Below are 21,663 nucleotides of genomic sequence, written 5' to 3'. Positions count from 1 at the left end.
TCATGATTTTCTTTTGTAATTTTGCATTTGTATTTTACAATATTATATGGAAGATCAGTTTGATATAAGAGATTATAAGCCTACGGGAAAAGAACGCGATTTTGAGAACGCCCTCCGTCCGCTACAGTTTGAGGATTTCAGCGGGCAGGACAAGGTGGTCGATAATCTGCGTATCTTTGTGAAGGCTGCAAGGCTCAGGGCTGAGGCTCTGGACCATGTGTTGCTTCATGGACCTCCGGGATTGGGAAAGACTACATTGAGTAATATCATAGCAAACGAGCTTGGAGTAGGTTTCAAGGTTACTTCAGGGCCTGTACTTGACAAACCTGGTGATTTGGCCGGAGTGTTGACAAGTCTGGAACCTAATGATGTGTTGTTTATCGATGAGATACACCGTCTGAGTCCGGTAGTCGAGGAGTTCCTGTATTCCGCTATGGAAGACTATCGTATAGACATTATGATAGACAAAGGACCGTCGGCACGAAGCATACAGCTTGATTTGAATCCTTTTACTCTTGTGGGTGCTACTACACGCAGCGGATTGCTTACAGCACCGCTCAGAGCCAGATTCGGTATAAATCTTCATCTGGAGTATTACGATGAGAATGTTTTGTCGCGCATAGTTATGCGTTCGGCCGGTATTCTCGGGGTGACATGCGATGTTGAGGCTGCAGGTGAGATTGCATCAAGAAGCCGTGGAACTCCACGTATAGCAAATGCCTTGCTCCGACGAGTACGCGATTTTGCCCAGGTGAAAGGAGATGGGCATATTGATTTGAAAATAGCCAAATATGCTCTTGAAGCTTTGAACATCGACCGCTATGGACTCGATGAGATAGACAACAAGATTCTTTGTACTATTATCGACAAGTTCAAGGGTGGTCCTGTAGGGCTTACTACCATTGCCACTGCTTTGGGTGAAGACCCGGGTACACTGGAGGAAGTGTATGAGCCTTTCCTTATAAAGGAAGGTTTCCTGAAACGCACTCCGCGTGGTCGTGAAGTTACAGAATTGGCATACAAACATCTTGGAAGGAGCATTTGGCAGCAGGAGAAAACGCTTTTTGATTAGCTCTTAATTTTTAATTAACTTCGTTGACTTTCAGTTCTTAATTATTAATTACCAACGTGTCATTAGTTAAAGATACAGCAATTTACGGACTGAGCAGTATAGTAGGACGTTTCCTCAACTATCTGCTCGTTCCGCTATATACGGCAGTCCTTTCGGCAGAGTCGGGAGGCTACGGTGTAGTGTCGAATGTATATGCTTATACGGCACTTATACTTGTTTTCCTTACTTTCGGTATGGAGACAGGTTTTTTTCGCTTTGCAAACAAGTCGGAAGAGGATTCAGTAAAGGTATTCTCCAATACATCCCTTTTCGTGGGGGGACTTTCGTTGCTTTTCGTCATTCTTGGTTTGATTTTTCTGGAGCCTATATCGCAATTCCTTGAATATCCCGACCATAAGGATTATGTAGGGATGATGATGGTGGTAGTGGCTCTCGATTCGTTTCTTTGTATTCCTTTTGCATGGCTCAGATATAAGAAACGGCCTATAAAGTTTGCATCAATCAAGCTTTTCAATATAATAGGCAATATTGCTTTGAATTTGTTCTTTCTTCTTCTTTGTCCATGGCTGAATGAACATGCGCCTTCATTGATCTCATGGTTCTATAATCCTGATTATCTGGTGGGCTACATATTTGTGTCGAATCTGATAATGTCGGCGGCACAGATGCTCTTCTTTATTCCGGAACTGAGACAGCTGACTTTTAAACCTGACTTCGAACTTCAGAAACGTATGTTAAGCTATTCATTCCCGATACTTATATTCGGGGTAGTGGGAATATTGAATCAGACTGTTGACAAGATGATATATCCTTTCCTTTATGATGACCGTCAGGAGGGACTTGTACAACTGGGTATATATAGTGCTACAAGTAAGGTAGCAATGATTATGGCTATGTTTACCCAGGCTTTCAGATATGCCTACGAGCCTTTCGTGTTTGGCAACAGCAATAAGAAGGACAGCACATCCTCCTACGCAGGAGCAATGAAGTATTTCTTTATCTTCTCTCTGTTGGCATTTCTGGCTGTTATGTTTTATATGGATATCCTGAAATATATGGTAGCTCCGGACTATTGGGAAGGCCTTAGTGTGGTTGCTATAGTAATGGGAGCCGAGATACTGAAAGGAATCTATTTCAATCTTTCTTTCTGGTATAAGCTGATTGACGAGACACGCTGGGGAGCATATTTCTCTCTTATAGGATGTGCGGTGATACTTATACTCAATATCTGGCTGGTTCCTAAGTACGGATATCTGGCTTCGGCATGGGCATCGGTGGCAGGCTACGGACTTATCACTGTTCTGTCGTATTTCATAGGTCAGAAGAAATATCCTGTGGCTTATCCTATAAAGGATATGTTCGTCTATCTGGTTTTTGCGGCAGTGCTTTATGTAGCATCAATATACATTTATCCTGAAAATACAGTGTTGCGTATTGCTTTCCGTACATTATTACTTGTGCTGTTTGTTGCATATATCATAAAAAAAGACTTACCTTTGAGAAGTATCCCTGTTATTAACCGATTTATAAAGAAATAATTATGGAACTTAACAACAGAAAGAAGTACCTGATAAGAAAGTTTTACGATGATTATCTGGACTTGAACAAAAGTATGGAGGATGAGCAACTCACAGTTGAAAGCATCCGCAATGGAGTGGAATTCCGTGGAGCAAACCTGTGGATCCTTGTGTTTGCCACTTTTATTGCTTCTCTCGGACTGAATGTCAATTCTACTGCCGTAATCATCGGCGCCATGCTGATTTCTCCGCTTATGGGACCTATCATGGGTGTGGGACTTGCTATCGGTATCAACGATTTCGAACTTATGAAACGCTCTCTGAAGAGTTATTTCATAGCTACTGTGTTCAGTGTCACTACCGCCACAATATATTTTGCATTCACTCCGCTTGACGAAGTGCAATCGGAATTGTTGGCACGTACTTCGCCTACTATCTATGACGTATTCATAGCCCTGGTCGGTGGTCTTGCTGGTATAGTGGCTGTGGCTACAAAGGAGAAAGGTAATGTCATACCTGGTGTGGCTATCGCTACAGCTTTGATGCCGCCACTCTGTACTGCCGGATTCGGATTGGCAACCGGCAATCTGCTTTATTTCTTGGGAGCTTTCTATCTCTATTTTATCAACTCAGTGTTCATAAGCCTTGCCACTTTCCTGGGAGTACGGTTTATGAAATTCAAGCACAAGGAGTTTGTGGATAAAAATCGTGAGAAACTGGTACGTAAATATATTATAACTATAACATTAGTGACAATGTGTCCTGCGATATATCTTACATACGGTATCGTTAAGGAAACATTCTATCACAGTGCGGCTAACAATTATATTTCTGAGGAACTCCAGTTTCCTAATTCACAAATCCTCAGTAGGGAAATATCATATTCCAAACGTGAGATTAAGGTTGTGATGGTCGGCAATGAAGTATCCGAAAGTCAGATAGCCGCTGCCGAGCAGAAGCTTGAAAAGTACAACCTCGGAAAAACTAAGCTTGTAGTATTTCAGGGAGTGAATAACGGCGAGATGGACATAAGCAATATCAAGTCGATGGTGATGGAGGATTTCTACAAGAAGAGTGAACAGAAGCTGGCTGCACAACAACATGAGATAGATTCCCTGAAAACACAGTTGGAACTCTATACTCGTAGCGGACAGGCTGACAGCAGACTGGCAGGAGAGATGAAGGCTCTCTTCGGTGGAGGTATCAAGTCGGTTGCATTGTCGCGTAGTATCCGTCTTGAACTTGACAGTCTCAAACCTGACACTCTTACATTTGCTATATTGCAATGTGCCAAGAAACCATCTGCTGCCGATAAGAAACGTATGGCAGACTGGCTCAAGACACGTACCAATGCAAAGAAGCTTGAACTTATTGTAATGGACAAGTGATTTGATTTATATGTAATGGAAAATTATTAGAGACTTCAAGAGGCTGATTAAAGATCAGCCTCTTGAAGTCTTATTCTTACGGTTTTTACAGGCCGCAGATAATATGTGGTCTTTTCTCCTACCGGTGTTATTATAAGTGTACCACCAGATGTAGTTGAGGTCAGACAGAAAGAATATTCAGCGTTTCTACACAGGTATCTTTCACCTTCGTAACAATAAAAAATGTTATGACCATTGTCTGATAATAGTTTGTTGAGTGCTCCAAGTTCATTACTAGAGCCAGGAAATGCTTTATGAAATGCTCTTGTTTCTTCTTCCGTGAAAGTTCTCCAGTCTGATATCCCATCTTCTTCATACCAATCAAGAGTCGGTTGTGCATCTTTGGCCAATATCTTCGACCATTGATCCGGAGCTATTATCAGAGCCTCAATCTCTGTGGAATTGATTTCTTTAGTAGTCCAGACATAGAACGATTTCCATATAGAGTTCGGCTCAGGAATATAATCAGAATAGATTGTAGGTATTTCTGTATCTCCTGTTTCCGGGTTCTCTTCAGTATCGCTACCTTCTGAAGTCCCTTCAGGTACCAGGTCATAATCAACATCAATACCAGGATTCCAGCCTTCTATTTCGAAACCTCCGGTTACAGTAAAACCATCGTTATATTTGCCTTTAAAATTATATGGAACAGCGGGTTTCAGATTGCTTTTATGAGTATAACTCGATGTCTCTGTTCCGGACGCTCTGTTTATTGATACAGATAGTGTTATGTTATCTTCAGAGGGAAAAACATAGATAGGACCGGCTTTCCATAATCCGTCACTATGTGTACAGTTTATTGTTATTTTTGATGTGTCTTCTGTATATCTGCCACTGAAGGTATATCCATTGCTTATTGGTGATACGCTAAGTGAAACTTCAGTCGCGTCTGATGGAACTTCGGAGAAGGAGAAACTTATTGCACACACGCAATATTTTATTGGTATTGTAAGATCTGATGATTGTGACAACTCGATTTCATGATGTCCTGACATTAAAGCATGATTAACACTATATGAGTTTTTTATTTCAATTTTATCATCGTATAAAGGTGACTCGGGATATGAGTATTCCGTTTTGTCAAGTCCACTAAATGCACTAAGGCTGTATTTCCCGGCTTTCAGTTTAGTGGAGAATGTTTTCTCTTCTTTACTAACTTCCTGCTTATAAATACATTCGTTCTTTTCATTGAAGATAAATATGTTGATTGGAAAATACTCATCGTCAGTATCTGTATCCGAACTTCGTACGTTAATGTTTACTGGTATATTATTTACAATATTGTCTTCCCCGGTTTCTAAATTTTGTTTACTGCATGCCGTAAACAAGATTATGTACAAGAAAAGTAACGAAAGTGCTGGAATGTTTTTCATATTCGAAAGTAATTTTAGGTTGATTTTGTATATTTTGAAATTGTTGTTTTTGTAAAGGTATATAATTGTAAGTAATAATCAAATTTTTGTATTAATATGTTTGAAGAAAAGTTGACGCCATGGTAAAAAACGAAATGCGCAACTTCCGGGATAAATACCCAAAAGTTGCGCATTATTTCTTTATATTTTATAGGTCTATTTCTTCTTTTTCTTCTTTCCCATTCCGGTATCATCAAATCCCGGGTTCGAAGAGTTATTGTCATGGATGAAGAACTGTTTCCAATCGTCTTTGTTCTTTGGCCCGCGTGCTGATGTATATCCGCGTTCCTCACGGCTTGGCTTATCCTTCTTTGAAGCTTTCTTTTCTTTTGCAGGACTTTCTTTTGCATTTTTTTCTTTTGAACCTTTTGATGCCTTGGTATCGCGTTTCTTGCCGCTCTTGTCGCTCTTGCCGTTGTTTTCTCCGGCGATTTCCACTATAATTTTCTTGCCTTTTATAACAACCTTGTTAAGAGCTTTAATAACGATATCGGCCTGCTGTTCTGCCACTTCGAAGAATGAAAAGTTCTGCATCAGGTCAATGCGTCCTATCTGTATGCGCTCTTTCTTTGTGTTGCGATTAATCAGTTCGATAACCTGATTTGCATAGAAACCGTCGGTTTTACCCATGTTGAGGAATAGACGTGCATATCCCTTTTCCGCTTTGCGGGCTGTCTTTTCCTTGTCGCTTCCGCGATCCTTGCGAGGCTTGTCCGACTTATCTTTCTCGTTTGCCTTAGGCTGTTCAATTTCAGGTGCATTGCGGTAGTATTCCAAGAAGCGGTTGAATTCCATTGATACAACTCGTTTTATAAGGTCTTCCTTGCTCAGCCATTCGAACTTACGGTATATGCCAGGGAGGAATGCTTCGATATCTTCCTCGTTCACCTTAACCTTTTCTATATCGTCTATAACCTTGATGAGCTGCTGTTCGCAAATCTCTTTTCCTGCAGGAAGTGTTCCTATCGTGAATTTCTTGTTGATGATACGTTCTATCTCACGCATCTTTCCCTTCTCGCGCATATTTATTATGGCGATAGAGATACCTGTCTTTCCTGCACGTCCTGTACGTCCACTTCGGTGTGTATAGCTTTCTGTATCGTCAGGCAGGGCATAGTTGATAACGTGAGTAAGGTCGTTCACGTCAAGTCCGCGTGCTGCCACGTCAGTAGCTACAAGAAGCTGCAGATGACGCTGGCGGAATTTCTGCATCACGAGGTCACGTTGGGCCTGGCTCAGTTCGCCGTGAAGAGAGTCGGCACTGTATCCGTCCTGTATCAGCTTGTCGGCTATCTCTTGAGTTTCAATACGTGTACGGCAGAAGATGATGCCGTATATCTGAGGATAGTAGTCTACGATACGTTTCAGCGCGAGATACTTGTCCTTTGCGTGTACGATATATGCTATATGGTTTACGTTCTTGCTACCTTCGTTCTTTGTTCCTATGGTTATTTCTTTCGCATTATGCAGGTAAGTCTTCGCAATGCGCGAGATTTCAGGACTCATTGTGGCAGAGAACATCAGAGTGTTGCGGTCTTCAGGTACTTTTTCCAGTATGGCATTGATACTTTCGGTAAATCCCATGTTGAGCATCTCGTCAGCCTCGTCCATTACTACATCTCTGATAGTTTCAAGGCGAGCCACTTTGCGCTCCATAAGGTCGATGAGTCGTCCAGGAGTAGCCACTATGATATGTACACCTTTCTTCAGGCTTCTGATTTGGCTTTCTATGGATGAACCTCCATATACAGGTAATATCTTAAGATCTGAAATATATTTTGAATAGTCAGTAAGGTCACCTGCTATCTGCAGGCACAGTTCTCGTGTAGGGCAGAGCACCAGTGCTTGCGGTACACATTCATCAAGATTTATTTTCTGTATCAGCGGCAGACCAAATGCGGCTGTTTTTCCGGTTCCGGTTTGTGCCAGAGCCACTACGTCATTTCCGTTTCCAAGCAAATACGGTATAACTTCTTCCTGTACGGGCATAGGATACTCATATCCCATTTCTTCTATCGCCCTGCGTATTTCTTCGGAAACGCCTAATTCTTCGAATGTCTTCATTTGTTGTTATTAAAATTATTCTATTTTTGATATTATCGTCTTGTCTTTTTCAAGTTGTTCTATCAACTCTTCCATTGAGGCAAATTTTATCTCCTGTCTTATTCTGCTGATAAACTCAATCCTTAAAGGATGATGATATATATCACCGCTGAAGTCGATTATATGTACTTCGATGCTTACGTTACTGCCATTGTTTAGGGTAGGACGGTTGCCTATGTTCAGCATCCCTTTGTAAACTGTATTGCCTATGGGTACACGTACTGCATAAACTCCGTTCTCCGGTATTAGTTTTTCCGGACATGAAGGAATGATATTGGCAGTAGGGAAGCCGATTTTCCGTCCTATCTTGTGTCCGTCGGTCACTGTACCGTCAATATAATAGTTATATCCGAGGAAGCGGTTTGCCGTAACCACATCGCCACATTTAAGTAGTTTTCTTATTGCAGACGAACTGATGAAAGTATCTGTGATGTCACATTTCAGAGGCTCGGCCTTTATTACAGACATTCCAAGTTCCTGTCCGTAGCGGCAATAATCCTCGAATGTCTCTGTGCGGTTGTGTCCGAAACGGTGGTCGTAGCCTATAACCAGTGCACGTACATTGTATCTGTTGTGCATTAGCTCCATGAACTCGCGTGCCGTAAACTGCGAAAGTTCTTTAGTGAAAGGGAAGACTATGCAATAATCGGAATCAAGAGAACTGATAAGTGAAGTCTTTTGTACAGGACACGATAAGAGTTCCGGCATATAGTCTGCCTGCATAACCTGGCGTGGATGTACAGGAAAGGTGATAAGGGCACTTTTCAGACCTTTCTCATCGGCTATGTCGCGAACCTGTTTTACCAGATAGCGGTGTCCGGTGTGTACTCCGTCGAAGCATCCTATTGTTGCCGCGCATGGCTTTATGTCAGTTTTATCGTATTCTTCTATAAACTTCATTTTTATTATTTGAAAATCAGTGAGAGATCATCTCCCGGAATGTAATGTACGGCATTTATACCTACAGATTGTGCTGCGTCGCAGTTCAGTTTTGAGTCGTCTATAAACATGGTTTCTTCTGCCTTGAGTCCTGCTTCTGACAGTGCTTTCAGATAAATTGTAGTGTCCGGTTTGGCAAGGTGCATTTCATGCGAGAGGAATACTTTCTTGAAGAAATCATCAATACCCAATCCTTTGTAGCTGAAAACTTTAGGTGCTACATTATCCCAATGAATTGCATTAGTGTTGCTAAGTATATACAAATTGTATTTGTCCTTCAGTCTGTAAAGCAGTTCTAGTTTCTCTTCCGGAATACTGTCTATCATGGTGTTCCATATACGGTCGATTTCCGCATCTGATATATCTTTTCCTGCTCTGCGGCGTAACTCATTGCGCGCATCGTCATCAGAGATATTGCCAAGTTCATATTCAAGGAAGAAACCTGTCTTGTGAGTGCCGGTTATTTCTTTATCCTCGAAACAGATTCCGGCAGCCTTGCATTCGGCTAGAAATCTGCCCAAGGTGACGTCGATAAGAACGCCACCCCAGTCAAATATTATATTTTTGATTTTTGAATCCATAATCTTGTGTCTTATTTAGAACTCATTCTCTTGATACCTCTCCAGATTTCGCCAATCCAAAGTACTATAGAAGTTCCACCTATAATATAAACCCAATCCATCAGTGGAAGAGCCTCAGTACGGAACACTTTGCCACCGAAGGTAACGATAATGAACTGACCTACAAGAATTATCAGTGCCACACTGAGCATACCAAGTGCATGACCTGCATCCTTGAAGATAGAATGGTTTGTCCCGAATACACTGGCATTGAACAGATTCCAGAACTGAAGCATCACGAACACAGTGAAGAATATTGTCAGGTTATGAACATCCATACCTGCAGCAGAATTGTTCATGTATGCCATAAGTCCCATCAGTACGATAAGGAAGCAGATACCTGTACCGAAGATATTCTTCTGCATAGCCTTGCTGATGATGAAATCTGTACGCTTACGAGGCTTTTCGTTCATTACGTCCATACTTGGAGAAATTGAAGCCAAAGCCATGGCGGCAAATGTGTCCATAATCAGGTTCACCCAAAGCATCTGTGTAACGGTGAGCGGTAGGGCAGAACCGAAGAATGCTCCAAGGAGGACACTCAGCAATGCTACTACGTTGATAGTAAGCTGGAACACGATGAAACGCTGTATGTTCTTGTAGAGCGAACGTCCCCACATCACGGCTGTAGCTATACTGTGGAATGAATCGTCGAGCAGAGTGATGTCGCTGGCCTCTTTAGCTACGGATGTTCCTGTACCCATTGACAGACCAACCTGGGCATGGTTGAGGGCAGGAGCATCGTTTGTACCGTCGCCTGTAACTGCCACTACCGCACCTTTCTGCTGTAGCAACTGTACAAGACGCTGTTTGTCCATAGGACGCGCACGGCTCATAACCTTGATGTCAAGAACTCTTTCAAGAGCTTCTTCATCGCTTAATGCGGCAAAGTCTGTACCAGTGATACGGTTACGTTCAGTATCGTTTTCAGTCCACAAGCCAATCTGACGTGCAATTTCGGTAGCTGTTCCCGGAGTATCACCTGTTACAATCTTCACTCCGATACCTGCCGACTGGCATTTCTTGACTGCATCAGGCACGTCAGGACGTATAGGATCGCTGATTGCGAATATTCCTAGGAATGTCATACCGCCTTCAGCCACGAGTTCTGCACAGTCTTCCGATTTTCCTTCAGGGATAATTCTGTATGCAAGTCCCAGGGTACGCATAGCCTTGTTCTGATATGCAAGGAGTTGTTCGTTGTATGCCTTGATTTTATCGTCGCTTAATGAACATTTAGACATCACGATTTCAGGCGCACCTTTTATATATAGAACACGTTTGTTCATCACAGGTGAGTCAACTAGTGTAGCCATATATTTTCTCTCGGTAGAGAATGTAAGCTGGTTCACTGTATGAGCATTTTCACGCAGTGAAATATAGTCGGCACCCTTTCCGTTGAGCCATAAGAGCAGGGCAACTTCTGTAGGATTACCCACACCCGACGGCTTTTCTCCTTCAGCCTTCTCTTCAAGGAAAGCTGTAGAGTTTACGGCAATGCTTTCTGCCACAAGTTCAGGATTTGATTCGTCCACCTGTGCTTCGTGAACCTGCATCAGGTTCTGTGTCAGAGTACCGGTCTTGTCTGTACAAATCACAGTGATGGCACCCATAGTTTCACATGCATGCATTTTGCGCACAAGGTTGTTTGTCTTCAGCATACGGCGCATGTTAAGCGCAAGGCTCAGTGTCACACTCATTGGAAGTCCTTCAGGTACAGCCACAACAATCAGCGTTACAGCCATCATGAAGTATTTCAGTACTATTTGGGCTACCTGAAGCCATTGTTCCCATGTCTCAACTGTATTGGCAGTGAAATAAGCATAAAGGTCTTTCCCTGTGAAAATAAGGAAAGTAAGTGTTGCGATAGTGAAACCTACCTTACCAATCAGGTTGGCAAGTTTTTCCAACTGTATGTTTAGCGGAGTCTTTTCGTCACTCTGTTCCGTTGACTGGCGAGCTACCTTACCGATTTCTGTAGCGTCACCCACACGGTCAACCTTCATTGTTCCGTGTCCGTCGGTCACTGTAGTACCGCGCATCACGGCATTCGACGGATAAGTAGCCTCGTCATCAAAATGCTCAGGGTCGGTGGTCTTGTTCACCATAAGCTCACCTGTAAGGTTGGCTTCGTTCACTTGCAGTGAAACAGCTTCCACCAATGTTCCGTCGGCAGGAATCTCATCACCTGTGTTCAAGATTACGATATCACCCACGACGATTTCCTTTCTTGGAATCTCTTTTACCTTTCCGTTTCGTATAACGGTGACAGGGGTTTCTTCACCAACGGCATTCAGAAGATCAAATTTTTTGTTGGCATCATATTCAAAATAAAATCCGATACCTGTAGCCAGAAAGATAGCGAAGAAGATACCTATCGTTTCGGCATATTCATTTTCTATAATTGATATGATAAGTGAAAAAACGGCCGCCACCAGTAGAACTCTGATTACAGGGTCCTGGAATTTTTCGAGATAAAGTTTCCATATTGACGGACGCTTTGGAGGAGTAAGTAAGTTTTCCCCATATTTCTGACGGCTGGCAATAACCTCCTGATCAGTCAGTCCGTTCAGATGATTTTCATTCATTTTCTGTGACATTTCTTTAATAATTAATCGATTAATCGGTGCAAAAATACAACAATATCTCTGAAGTTATGGTGTTATGGGGTGTAAAACTTCTTAATCCGTAATATGTGTTCATTGATTTCTGCAAAATAAACTCTTGATATGGTGAATAAAAATATATTTTGTACTTAATATATCTATAAATACATACTTTGTTTTTATAAATATAACTTGTATTTATAAAGATATAAGTTGTATATGTATAAATATAGATTATATTTATAGAATATAAACGGTTGTTTTTGTTTTTTCTTTCTTGTATTTTGCTTTTATTCATTATGCAAAATGCATTATTCCTTCACTGTTATATTTCATAGTTTGACATATAAAGTGGATGTATGAAATAAAAAGTTTCATTTTTTTTCTTCAAATGTTTGCAGAATAAAAAATAAACACTACCTTTGCATCGCAATCGAAAATAAAGCGATTCACCGGACTTGTAGCTCAGTTGGTTAGAGCAACAGACTCATAATCTGGAGGTCCCTGGTTCAAGCCCAGGCTGGTCCACATTGAGAATCAAGCAGTTAGCAATTTGCTAACTGCTTTTTTTATGCCCTTGCGAAAACAATGCGTAAACAAACTGTTTGAGTTGATTATGTTTACGCATAGAATTTCTATGAAGTTCCATGTAGTCTTATAATATTACTCATTAATATATGTAGCTAATGTAGCTTCTTTGGCGGTTAAATAAATTCAAATATATTCTATTTTCACCTTGATTGATGATTTTTATAAAATTTTGTTTTTAATATTATTATTCAATAGTTCGTTAGGACCTTGTCCTAAATATCCAATCCCCCCATATACTTACATTCTGAAATCTTTATCCAATGAAATGTCCTTTCTAATTTTGCATTGATAATAAGCAAATCATTATTCAAACAATGCATTTTTATTGGAGAACCAATTATAAAATCATCATTCATCCTTACGGAATCATGGGATAAGGCAAGTTCTATGACCTCTTTTCTGTTTTGACAAGAACAAAGAAATAAGACAGACATATAAAAAATAGTCCCAATTTATACATATAAATATGGTTTTAAAAAATCCTTGAAATCAAAAACTATAAAATTAATATCTTCATCACGTGCCAACAAAATGCCGGACATTATATTTTTTAGCAGGGACTAATGATTTGGTAATAAAATTTTCACTATTGCAGGGTCAGGATTATAAGCTATAGCATATAAGATCTTACCTGTCTTGTCTATACAAATATTCTGTAAATTCATATCCAGCTCATACTGACACAAATTCTCTCCGTTCCAATCATAAACATATATGATATTACCATTCATTGCATTTGTTGAATGTTCCTGAAAATTTTTTCCGGAATATAATACATAAATATATTTATCCGTACATGTTGCATATAAATAACAGAAAGGTGTCTTCTTGGAAGTACCTGTAAAACTTTCCGAACCAGTTTTGTAATTATAATTTGGGTACGATTTGTATAAATCAGTAATCTTACGAATACTATCACCGCTAAAGTCATAAAGTTCAATCATATCTGCTGTCATAGTATAGGCTATCATTTTTTTACCTGAAGGACTGACTGCAAATCCTCCCATATAAGCCTGTGCCTTAATACGGTTGTTGGTTTCTGCTTCCTGCTTATCCCTAGCCGGCCATTGTCCATACAAGCCTTTCATCTTACCTGTGTTATCCAATATACAGAAACGCCCTTTTTCATAGATTCCGGTTCCTATAAAACGTTTGTCGGAAACAGGCTGGATATCATAATGAAGATATGTGTTATCCATACTTATGTAAGGCAATAACTTCAAATTACTACCGCTAATGTCAAGTAAGTTTATTTCTTTCTTGTTGGGGTCATAAATTCCAAATTCGTTGTCTTTATAATCAAATAATGATGATACCATTGTAAATTCGCTTGGTCCTTGTCCCATTATTCCACATTTACCTACATAGTTACAATCCGGTAACTTAAATACATGAATCAAACTATCTTGAGACATGTCAACAATCACCATATTTGAATTAGACACTGCTATAAGAGATGGATTCCCCAATAAATAATCATCATCAATTATGTTACATTTCAAGGGAATCTTTTCTACCATATTTTGACTGTTTTGTTTACAGCCTATGACGATTGATGAAAATAATAATATGCCAAAACACTTTATAAAATTACTCATAATGAAAAAATAGTTAATAATGTTTCTCAATTTGTACCATAATCAGCCAAACAGCCTAAAATCAAAGCCATCAGCCAATATACTTTTATTGTTATCTCCCTTATTTATTTTGTAAAAGAATAATACCCCACCTCATATTCTCCCGTTTCCGGATTCTTGGCTATGGCATAAATACGCCGTTGTTCACTCGCTACAGCTATTGAGATGTTAAGCCTGTCGGTTTCAAGGCTCTTGATTTTCTCTCTACGGTTATTCAAGACCAGAATGTGCGAGGCAAGAAAGGTTTCTTCCGGGAATTGTTTTACTGTACGACCGGAAAACAGCAAATACACAAAATATTCATCTTGCGGTAATGCTTCCACATTAGCCAATGCAAGGTCCGACATTGTTTTCTCATGTTGTGAAGTATATACATTATATCCGGCTACCGCAGCAAATGTAGATGCAGAATGTATTTTCTATTATTTTTCATTGTTCTTTATTTTAATATTATTTACTCAATCACCTTTCAGCAGAGTTGAACCATTCTTTACTCAACTCTGCCAATAGATTTGTTTTTATCGTTATTATACTTCATGAATATAAGTGAACCAGTCCTTCCGAAATTGTGGCAAACATTACCTCCGTATCTTTAGAAGATTTCTTATAACCATAAACAGAAAAGATAATTGCGGGGAAATAGTTCCAATCCCTTTTCCTGCTATGACAGAAATATCTTTTCATAAAATCTTTCAATAGCTCTATTGGGGAAACACACATATTGAAAATGAACTTTAAAACTGAATGTAGTTTTTAGAACTTATTTAGCTAATTAGCAGCATGTAGCTATTAATTGTGTATTCCAAATAGTTATATTATAACGGTCATTATATGGTAAAAATAGAAATAAAATTCAATATAATACGTATTTTGTACAAAAAATAATATATACATGTGATAAATTTATTCATGTCGTTATATTTCCTATCTTTGCATAGTGTAAAAATAAACATAAGTATGAGCAAAGGAGAAATAAGCAGGCAGAAAATACTAATAGAAGCGTTCAGGCTGTTTGCCACCATGCCTTATGACCGCGTGTCTTTCAGTGTACTGGAGAAGAAAATAGGTATAAGTCGGGGTTCTATGATATGTTATTTCAAGAACAAGGAAGGTCTGTTCAGAGAGGTCATCCATACCTACGTATACGGTACATCATCTATAAAAACTGTACCTGATGCCTATAAATTGTCTCTTTGTTCTTTTTATAATTATTTCATTGAGATACTGAAACGGGAAAAGGAACAGATGTTGGACACTGGCATTATGAATATGAACGAGGCCTTGATGCGTATTGAAAATTCAGCCTTGACTTATATACCAGATTTTAAGGAACAATGCGCCAGATGGTATGAGGAAGATTTGCGAATCTGGAAATCCGTTATCGAAAATGCCATTTCTACAGGTGAAATAAGAAGTCATTTGGATTCCGACAGCATCAGCTATTTATACGGAGACTGTTATCTAGGTAGGGCTTTCGATGGTGTATTCACGGAGAGAGGTTACGACATAGACAGACTGAAACAAAATTACGACTATATTTATGCTCTTCTCAAATGACGGTATAATATAATCCATGAATCTTTCCAGTTGTTATTTAATATTCTCTCTTGTATTTAGCACTGTCGTTCATACGAGTGTGAATAAAGAAAGAATCCGGTTTTAAGACATTGAAATAATATGAAAAGAAGTGTAATTTATATTTTAGTAGTTCTACTTGCGATTCCTTTTACTCTCTCTGCAAAAAAGAAGAGTGAAAATCCAAAGGCTGATATTAAGGTCAGTTATAAGTATCACGAAGTATTCTTGCGTGGTGGCAGTGAAGTATCTGAGCGTGAAAATGAGTTTGTTCTTCTTTCAAATGCTTCTCATTCTAAATTTTATCCCCCTGTAAGTGAATATCTTGACTCATTGACATCTACTCCATCCGGAAGGCAACAATACCATCAGATGCTTAAAGCTGTAATGGGCGAAGTAGCCAGAACAGGCAATTATGATTTAGTACCCCATAAGAAAGGTGATATTTATGTATTCAAAAACAGATTGGAATCAACCATTAGTGTCTATGAATTAATTGGGGGTCTTGAATCAGGATGTTATACAGATCAATTAGGTGATATGGAATGGAATATAGCAGATTCCACTAAAACCGTATTAGGATATCAATGTGTTATGGCAACCACAAAGTATCATGGTCGCCAATGGACTGTATGGTTTACACCAGAGATACCAGTTCAGGATGGTCCCTGGAAACTTTGTGGTCTTCCCGGATTAATTCTCGAAGCATCCGAAGCAAGTGGACAACACTCTTTTATGGCAACAGGTATTGAGACAAGTTCGAAGGAAATCATCCCTATCTATTCTCCAGAAAGATATGAAAAAATCGAAAGAAAAGAATTGTTACGTCACAAAAGAAAAGCCCTTGAAAATCAAAGTTCTTTTACCAGTTCCATTATCAATAATTATCCTGGAAGCAAGAATCACGCAAAAGCAGGTGCTCCAGTTGAGAAAGTAGTAACAGATATTGATTTCCTTGAAACAGACTATAGAGAATGAAAAAACTATTTGTTATATGCTTGTTATCAATATCTAACTCATTCTTTGCCGTAGCTCAGACAGATGTATGCGGTAAAGTAATCAGTACTGAAGATAACGAGCCTTTGGTTTCAGCATCCGCTATCGTGCAAGATGCTAGTGGGAAAATAATTAAATTTGCCACAACAGCCCCTGATGGATCATTTTCTATGCATTTGCCATCAATAAAGGGATATGTTTTGAAAGTTTCGATGTTGGGATATGCAAAACAGAGTATATCTCTTGAAAATGCGAAATTTCCACTTACAATCTTAATGGAACCGCAATCGATTCAACTAAAAGAAGTAGCTATTAAAGCAGATAAAATTAGGGAACAAGGAGATACGGTGACTTATTATGTAGGCAGTTTTGCTCAAGTCCAAGACCGCTCAATCGGTGATGTCTTAAATCGTATGCCGGGTATAAATGTATCTCGTAATGGTAAGATTCAATATCAAGGAGAGGACATCAATAAATTTTATATAGAAGGCTCTGACCTTCTCGGCGGTAAATACGGTGTGGCAACCAATGGTATAAGACATGAGGATATTGGAGCCATTGAAGTGTTGGAAAACCATCAGCCAATGCAGGTACTTTCAGGTGTCAGTTTCTCAAGCAAAGCCGCGATAAACCTCAAACTGAAAGATAAGGCAAAAGTCAGTTGGAACCTACACGGTGACGCTGGTGGTGGTTTGTCCTGGCTTCCTGAAGGTGGTCTATGGGATGGAGAATTCTTTGCCATGGCTGTAAAACCATCATTTCAAAGCATTACCACTATCAGTACAAACAATATAGGAGAAGATTTATCTGTATATAATACGGACTTTGTAAATAATCGCAAGGAGACTGAACTTGAGAGGTACATAGATTTGAGCCTGCCAAAAGTACTCTCGCTGAATGACAGATACGTACGATTCAACCGTTCGTTTATTACCTCCACAAACAATTTGTGGAAACTTAAAAACGGAGAATTCAAATTTAATATCGATTATTCCTATAATCGTTTGACGGCAGATGCTTCCAATGTAACTACCTACTTCCTTGAAGAAGGCAATCAGGTTATTACTGAAAAGCAGGAAGGTATTGAGCGAGAACACTCTCTTAGCGGGAAATTCATATACGAACAAAACAAAAAAACTGTATTCATCAACAATACATTACTTACCAATATAGACTGGAATAATATAGATTTCAATACTACGGGTTCGCTCACCAATACGCAGTCAGCAGAGTTGCCGGATTATTTTATCAGCAACAGATTCAAAATGATCAAGCGTTTTAAGGAGAAACATCTGGTTACTTTTGTAAGCAATAACGAATGGGAGTCATTGCCGCAAACATTGAAGATTGGTGTGAATGGTAATCCATACGCTCAATATGTAGATGATTATGCTTTTTATACTCAAGAAAGTGCTGCGTATGCATTTAACATGAAAGGAATCACAATCAGTCTGGATGGAGGAATAAAAGGATATTGGCGTTCGATGAATTCTGAATTGATAAATATACCAGAGGAGTTGCCGGGCATAACCAATAATGCGATTCACACCAATTCATTTACAACCTATGTTATACCGAAGATTGAATACTGGATACGAAAAGTTGACATTACACTTAATCTGCCTGTCAGCTATGCCCACTATTCTTTCAATAAAGTAATAGAGAACCATGATGAAGCTTATTTCTCCCCATTGCTGAGTTTTACTTGGAAACCAAACAATCGTTTTTCGGGTTCTATCAGAGGTGGTCTAGGACGTTCTCCAATGAATCTTAATATGGTACATTCGGGATTGATAATGAACAATTATCGCACATTGCAATCCGGAGTGGATAACTTCTACAACCTGTCTTCACAAAACTTATCGGGAAGTATCAATTATAAACATACAAGACATGGACTCTTTGCGAATGCCCTCGTGATGCATTCCTGGAGCCATTTGCCATACATGATGTCACAGATGGTTTATGGGAATTATGTGATGTATAATTATAAAGAGGCTGACAATGATTCTAAAATATTATTGGCAATGGGTAGTATCTCCAAAACACTTGACTTCATGAGTGGAAATTTCGCCATTAATGGTACTTTTACAAGAAATTCATCAGATCTTCTTTCTCAACAGTCATTGGTAAATTCCGTAAATACAGGTTGGAGCATTGGAGGTAAGATTAATGGTTCACCTTGCAGATGGCTAAGTTTTGACTACGTGATTGATTATTATGCCAACACTATCACAATGAACGAGACTTCAACTCCATGGTTATCTACCATGACAAATGAACTGAGTCTTAACATTGTTCCCACAAGCAAGTGGCAATGGGAAATCAGTGGCATGCACTATCGTAATGAAATAATGGAAGATAAGTTCAAGAATTTATTTATGCTCGATACAAAACTTACATTTAAGCCATCAAAAAGAATTGAACTCTCAGCATCATTAATTAACATATTGAATAAACGACATTATAACTATACAACCTATTCACAATTATCCTCATTTGAATGCCAGCGTTCTTTGCGAGGCAGACAACTATTATTCTCTATAATCATTAAATGATAAATTAATCGGCTCGAATATATAACCTATCAGTAAATTATCTGATTTGAGTTTTGCTACCCTTACCGTTCGTTGAAAATGTTGTACCTTGGGAGTAGCCTTGTGCCTTTAGCCAAGGCTATGTGGAATATTGGAAACAATTACATCAAAAAAAGAAGAAATACCATTTATTTATACCTCCAACAGGTTTAAAAACAATAAAGGGTTAAATCTTCACCTTTTAGAATGTATCCTTTAGGAGTTCATACATATTTCTGACGTTTTGTCGTTATATTATTGAGTAATAACCAGATACAATTACTCATCTTAAACATATCCCTTCTTTCTAAATTGCGCTTTACAAAGTCTAAAATAAACTATAGTTTACTATAGATAGTGAAAAAATGTCCTATACATTATTTATAAATGGCTTTTTTCTTGCTTTTAAATCTAAACCAGCTAACTTTAAAAAATTAAGTATATTTTAGAATTATGGGAGAAAAAATAGGATACGCCATGGTGAGTAAGAGAGAACAGAACCTCTCTTCTCAGGAAGATGACTGAACAATGCCGGATGCATCCGTATCTTCACGGACAAAATCTCCGGAAAGGAGTTCAAGTGTGAAGATCTGATTTTTTGCATGGATTACTTGTGTTCCGGCGAGACACTTGGCATTTACTGACCTGACCGATTAGGCGGATTCGTTAAGGAAATGCTCGACCTTTGTGCAAAGCTTGAGCAACGGTGCATCAAGCTTGTTTCCCTTCAGGACAATTTTGATACTTTTACCGTTGTCGGCAGATTCACCATGCAGATACTCGCATCGCTGGCCAAGTATAATCGCAATCTTATTCTTGAAGGTTGTAAATGAGTTTTATAAGAAATAGCGAAATTCATAACTGCCTGATATTCAGCTAGTATTAATAAAATAAACTATCGTAGAATATCATTTTATCGTTCTCATAATCTAGAGGTCTCTGGTTCAAGTCCAGGCTGGTATACATTGAAAATCAGGCAGTAAGCGAATCGCTAACTGCCTTTTCTGTACCATTGCGTGAACAATTTCATACTTTTCAATTGAATTTGTAGAATATTTCCTATATTGTACTGAATTTGTAAAAGATTTTATTATATTTGTAGCCTATATAATTATTTTGATATTTGGATAAATACTTGTTTAACCTTTATGTATGAGCCGTTTGGAAATATGAATGCCTTTACGGCTTTTCTGAGTGAATTGTTTTACTTTAAATATTTTATTAATCAATATGCTAAACAAACAAATTATAGCTTTGTGTATAGCTTATTGTTGTGCGTCTGTACCTGTCATGAGTCAGACACCAGAAAAATCACAGCAGGATGCTATGAAAGAAAAAAGGATGGAGTGGTTCTCGAATGCAAAGTTGGGTATTTTTATTCATTGGGGTATTTATTCTGTGAAGGGAGTCTCTGAAAGCTGGTCTTTCTTCAATAAATATCTGCCGTATGAAGAATACATGAGTCAGAAAGATGGTTTTACAGCCTCGAAGTATGATCCTAAGGCTTGGGTGGATTTGATTAAAGAAAGTGGAGCCCGATATACTGTGATCACGACAAAGCATCATGACGGAATGGCTTTGTGGGATACAAAGGCGGGTGAACTTAGTACTGTTAAATGTACGCCGGCTAAAAGAGATTTAATAAGTCCTTTTGTAAAAGAAGTCCGTAAGCAAGATTTGAAGTTGGGATTCTATTATTCCTTGTTGGACTGGTCGCATCCTGATTATCCGAATATGACACGCACTGAAGTGCGTTATAAAAATGATCCTCAACGTTGGAAACGTTTTGTTGATTTTAATATGGCGCAGCTGTCTGAGTTGAATAAGACCTGGAAACCTGATTTGTATTGGTTTGATGGTGACTGGGAACAGACTGCTGAGGCGTGGAATTCTAAGGGTATTGTGGATTTGTTGCGATCGGACAATAAAGATGTAATTATCAACTCTCGTATTCAGGGATATGGTGATTATGCCACACCGGAGCAAGGAGTTCCTATTGTGCGTCCTGAAGATAAATATTGGGAATTGTGTATGACCATGAATGATTCTTGGGGCTATCAGCATACTGACACTAACTATAAGTCACCTTATATTTTATTGAGAACTTTTGTGGATTGTCTGAGTATGGGAGGAAATTTGTTGCTGGACATCGGACCTAAAGAGGATGGTACGATTCCTGAAGAGCAGGTAGCTATTTTGAAAGAGTTTGGACGTTGGACTCAAAAACACAAGGAGGCTATTTATGATACTCGTGCCGGTATTCCGACAGAGCATTTTCAGGGATATACTACTCTGAATAAGGGTGGTGACATCTTGTATCTGTATTTGCCTTATAAACCTAACGGACCTATTGAAGTAAAAGGGTTGATGAATAAAGTTAATCGAGTATGGGTGGTAGGTAATGGTGCCATGTTATCTTATAAGGTTTATAATAAAAACTATTGGAGTGAGGTACCAGGTAATCTTTATATTGATGTTCCCGATCATGTACTTGATTCACAGATTACAGTAGTTGCCGTATTATTGGATGGACCGATTAAATTGTATCGTGGAGCGGGACAGGTTATTGAGAGTAATTAATTGAAAATACAG

Annotated in this window: 14 protein-coding genes, 1 tRNA gene and 1 pseudogene; 9 read left to right on the top strand and 7 right to left on the bottom strand. The window is 39.0% G+C overall.

Going from position 1 to position 21,663, the window contains the following annotated elements; genetic code table 11:
- The first annotated feature begins 46 nt into the window (after window positions 1-46).
- Genes ruvB through Q0486_RS03775 form a run of 3 tightly spaced genes read left to right on the top strand, consistent with a single transcriptional unit; the run spans window position 47 to window position 3,977 of the window.
- Complete coding sequence (gene ruvB, locus Q0486_RS03785; protein WP_204390968.1) at window positions 47-1,072, top strand: Holliday junction branch migration DNA helicase RuvB; 1,026 nt, start codon at window positions 47-49, stop codon at window positions 1,070-1,072.
- A 56-nt stretch (window positions 1,073-1,128) separates the two neighbouring features.
- On the top strand, window positions 1,129-2,610 hold the full coding sequence (locus tag Q0486_RS03780; protein ID WP_299230371.1) for an oligosaccharide flippase family protein: 1,482 nt from the start codon (window positions 1,129-1,131) through the stop codon (window positions 2,608-2,610).
- 2 nt (window positions 2,611-2,612) lie between these two features.
- A complete protein-coding gene (locus tag Q0486_RS03775; protein ID WP_299230369.1) occupies window positions 2,613-3,977 on the top strand; it encodes a TIGR00341 family protein in 1,365 nt (454 codons plus the stop codon).
- Between the two features lie 47 nt (window positions 3,978-4,024).
- On the opposite strand, the gene Q0486_RS03770 is transcribed toward Q0486_RS03775, so the two are convergent.
- The 5 genes from Q0486_RS03770 to Q0486_RS03750 form a co-directional block, all read right to left on the bottom strand.
- A complete protein-coding gene (locus tag Q0486_RS03770) occupies window positions 4,025-5,389 on the bottom strand; it encodes a FimB/Mfa2 family fimbrial subunit (protein ID WP_299230367.1) in 1,365 nt (454 codons plus the stop codon).
- Window positions 5,390-5,584: 195 nt separating this feature from the next.
- Window positions 5,585-7,492: a DEAD/DEAH box helicase gene (locus Q0486_RS03765; protein WP_299230366.1), complete on the bottom strand. Its 1,908-nt coding sequence runs from the start codon at window positions 7,490-7,492 to the stop codon at window positions 5,585-5,587.
- Between the two features lie 15 nt (window positions 7,493-7,507).
- Window positions 7,508-8,431, bottom strand: a complete 924-nt coding sequence (locus Q0486_RS03760; protein ID WP_299230365.1) for a bifunctional riboflavin kinase/FAD synthetase — start codon at window positions 8,429-8,431, stop codon at window positions 7,508-7,510.
- Window positions 8,432-8,436: 5 nt separating this feature from the next.
- The gene (locus tag Q0486_RS03755) at window positions 8,437-9,051 is read right to left on the bottom strand and encodes an HAD family phosphatase (protein ID WP_299230364.1); all 615 of its coding nucleotides are present in this window, start codon (window positions 9,049-9,051) and stop codon (window positions 8,437-8,439) included.
- Window positions 9,052-9,062: 11 nt separating this feature from the next.
- Window positions 9,063-11,690, bottom strand: coding sequence for a calcium-translocating P-type ATPase, PMCA-type (locus Q0486_RS03750; RefSeq protein ID WP_299230362.1), 2,628 nt, complete (start codon window positions 11,688-11,690; stop codon window positions 9,063-9,065).
- A gap of 460 nt (window positions 11,691-12,150) precedes the next feature.
- Here Q0486_RS03750 and Q0486_RS03745 point away from each other — a divergent pair.
- Window positions 12,151-12,224: transfer RNA gene (locus Q0486_RS03745), tRNA-Ile, on the top strand.
- A gap of 623 nt (window positions 12,225-12,847) precedes the next feature.
- On the opposite strand, the gene Q0486_RS03740 is transcribed toward Q0486_RS03745, so the two are convergent.
- Window positions 12,848-13,807 (bottom strand): BF3164 family lipoprotein, encoded by a 960-nt coding sequence (locus Q0486_RS03740; protein WP_299230360.1) that lies wholly within the window; start codon window positions 13,805-13,807, stop codon window positions 12,848-12,850.
- Between the two features lie 416 nt (window positions 13,808-14,223).
- Window positions 14,224-14,340, bottom strand: a pseudogene (locus Q0486_RS03735) (NVEALA domain-containing protein); the annotation flags it as partial.
- Between the two features lie 541 nt (window positions 14,341-14,881).
- Between Q0486_RS03735 and Q0486_RS03730 the strand changes: the two are divergent.
- The 5 genes from Q0486_RS03730 to Q0486_RS03710 all read left to right on the top strand — a co-directional run bounded on the left by Q0486_RS03730 (window position 14,882) and on the right by Q0486_RS03710 (window position 21,651).
- Window positions 14,882-15,481 (top strand): TetR/AcrR family transcriptional regulator, encoded by a 600-nt coding sequence (locus Q0486_RS03730; protein ID WP_299230358.1) that lies wholly within the window; start codon window positions 14,882-14,884, stop codon window positions 15,479-15,481.
- 120 nt (window positions 15,482-15,601) lie between these two features.
- Complete coding sequence (locus Q0486_RS03725; protein ID WP_299230356.1) at window positions 15,602-16,477, top strand: GLPGLI family protein; 876 nt, start codon at window positions 15,602-15,604, stop codon at window positions 16,475-16,477.
- Entirely contained in the window at window positions 16,474-19,053 is a 2,580-nt protein-coding gene (locus Q0486_RS03720) for a carboxypeptidase-like regulatory domain-containing protein (protein ID WP_299230354.1), read from the top strand. The genes Q0486_RS03725 and Q0486_RS03720 overlap by 4 nt, the downstream gene beginning before the upstream one ends.
- A gap of 692 nt (window positions 19,054-19,745) precedes the next feature.
- A complete protein-coding gene (locus Q0486_RS03715) occupies window positions 19,746-19,904 on the top strand; it encodes a recombinase family protein (RefSeq protein ID WP_299230352.1) in 159 nt (52 codons plus the stop codon).
- A gap of 457 nt (window positions 19,905-20,361) precedes the next feature.
- Window positions 20,362-21,651: an alpha-L-fucosidase gene (locus Q0486_RS03710; RefSeq protein ID WP_299230392.1), complete on the top strand. Its 1,290-nt coding sequence runs from the start codon at window positions 20,362-20,364 to the stop codon at window positions 21,649-21,651.
- The last annotated feature ends 12 nt before the right edge of the window (window positions 21,652-21,663 follow it).

The organism is uncultured Bacteroides sp. (genome assembly GCF_937912035.1).
In the GTDB taxonomy this organism is placed as follows: domain Bacteria; phylum Bacteroidota; class Bacteroidia; order Bacteroidales; family Bacteroidaceae; genus Phocaeicola.
The sequence above is the reverse complement of the archived record's forward strand: the minus strand, read 5'-3'. Positions and strand labels throughout refer to the sequence as shown.

What these genes read in the sequence shown, in the direction of transcription:
- Q0486_RS03750 (WP_299230362.1), bottom strand. Translation starts at nt 11,690, where the DNA reads ATGTCACAGAAAATGAATGAAAATCATCTGAACGGACTGACTGATCAG.
- Q0486_RS03740 (WP_299230360.1), bottom strand. Translation starts at nt 13,807, where the DNA reads ATGGTAGAAAAGATTCCCTTGAAATGTAACATAATTGATGATGATTAT.
- ruvB (WP_204390968.1), top strand. Translation starts at nt 47, where the DNA reads ATGGAAGATCAGTTTGATATAAGAGATTATAAGCCTACGGGAAAAGAA.
- Q0486_RS03725 (WP_299230356.1), top strand. Translation starts at nt 15,602, where the DNA reads ATGAAAAGAAGTGTAATTTATATTTTAGTAGTTCTACTTGCGATTCCT.
- Q0486_RS03730 (WP_299230358.1), top strand. Translation starts at nt 14,882, where the DNA reads ATGAGCAAAGGAGAAATAAGCAGGCAGAAAATACTAATAGAAGCGTTC.
- Q0486_RS03755 (WP_299230364.1), bottom strand. Translation starts at nt 9,051, where the DNA reads ATGGATTCAAAAATCAAAAATATAATATTTGACTGGGGTGGCGTTCTT.
- Q0486_RS03770 (WP_299230367.1), bottom strand. Translation starts at nt 5,389, where the DNA reads ATGAAAAACATTCCAGCACTTTCGTTACTTTTCTTGTACATAATCTTG.
- Q0486_RS03760 (WP_299230365.1), bottom strand. Translation starts at nt 8,431, where the DNA reads ATGAAGTTTATAGAAGAATACGATAAAACTGACATAAAGCCATGCGCG.
- Q0486_RS03765 (WP_299230366.1), bottom strand. Translation starts at nt 7,492, where the DNA reads ATGAAGACATTCGAAGAATTAGGCGTTTCCGAAGAAATACGCAGGGCG.
- Q0486_RS03715 (WP_299230352.1), top strand. Translation starts at nt 19,746, where the DNA reads ATGCTCGACCTTTGTGCAAAGCTTGAGCAACGGTGCATCAAGCTTGTT.
- Q0486_RS03775 (WP_299230369.1), top strand. Translation starts at nt 2,613, where the DNA reads ATGGAACTTAACAACAGAAAGAAGTACCTGATAAGAAAGTTTTACGAT.
- Q0486_RS03720 (WP_299230354.1), top strand. Translation starts at nt 16,474, where the DNA reads ATGAAAAAACTATTTGTTATATGCTTGTTATCAATATCTAACTCATTC.
- Q0486_RS03710 (WP_299230392.1), top strand. Translation starts at nt 20,362, where the DNA reads ATGAGTCAGACACCAGAAAAATCACAGCAGGATGCTATGAAAGAAAAA.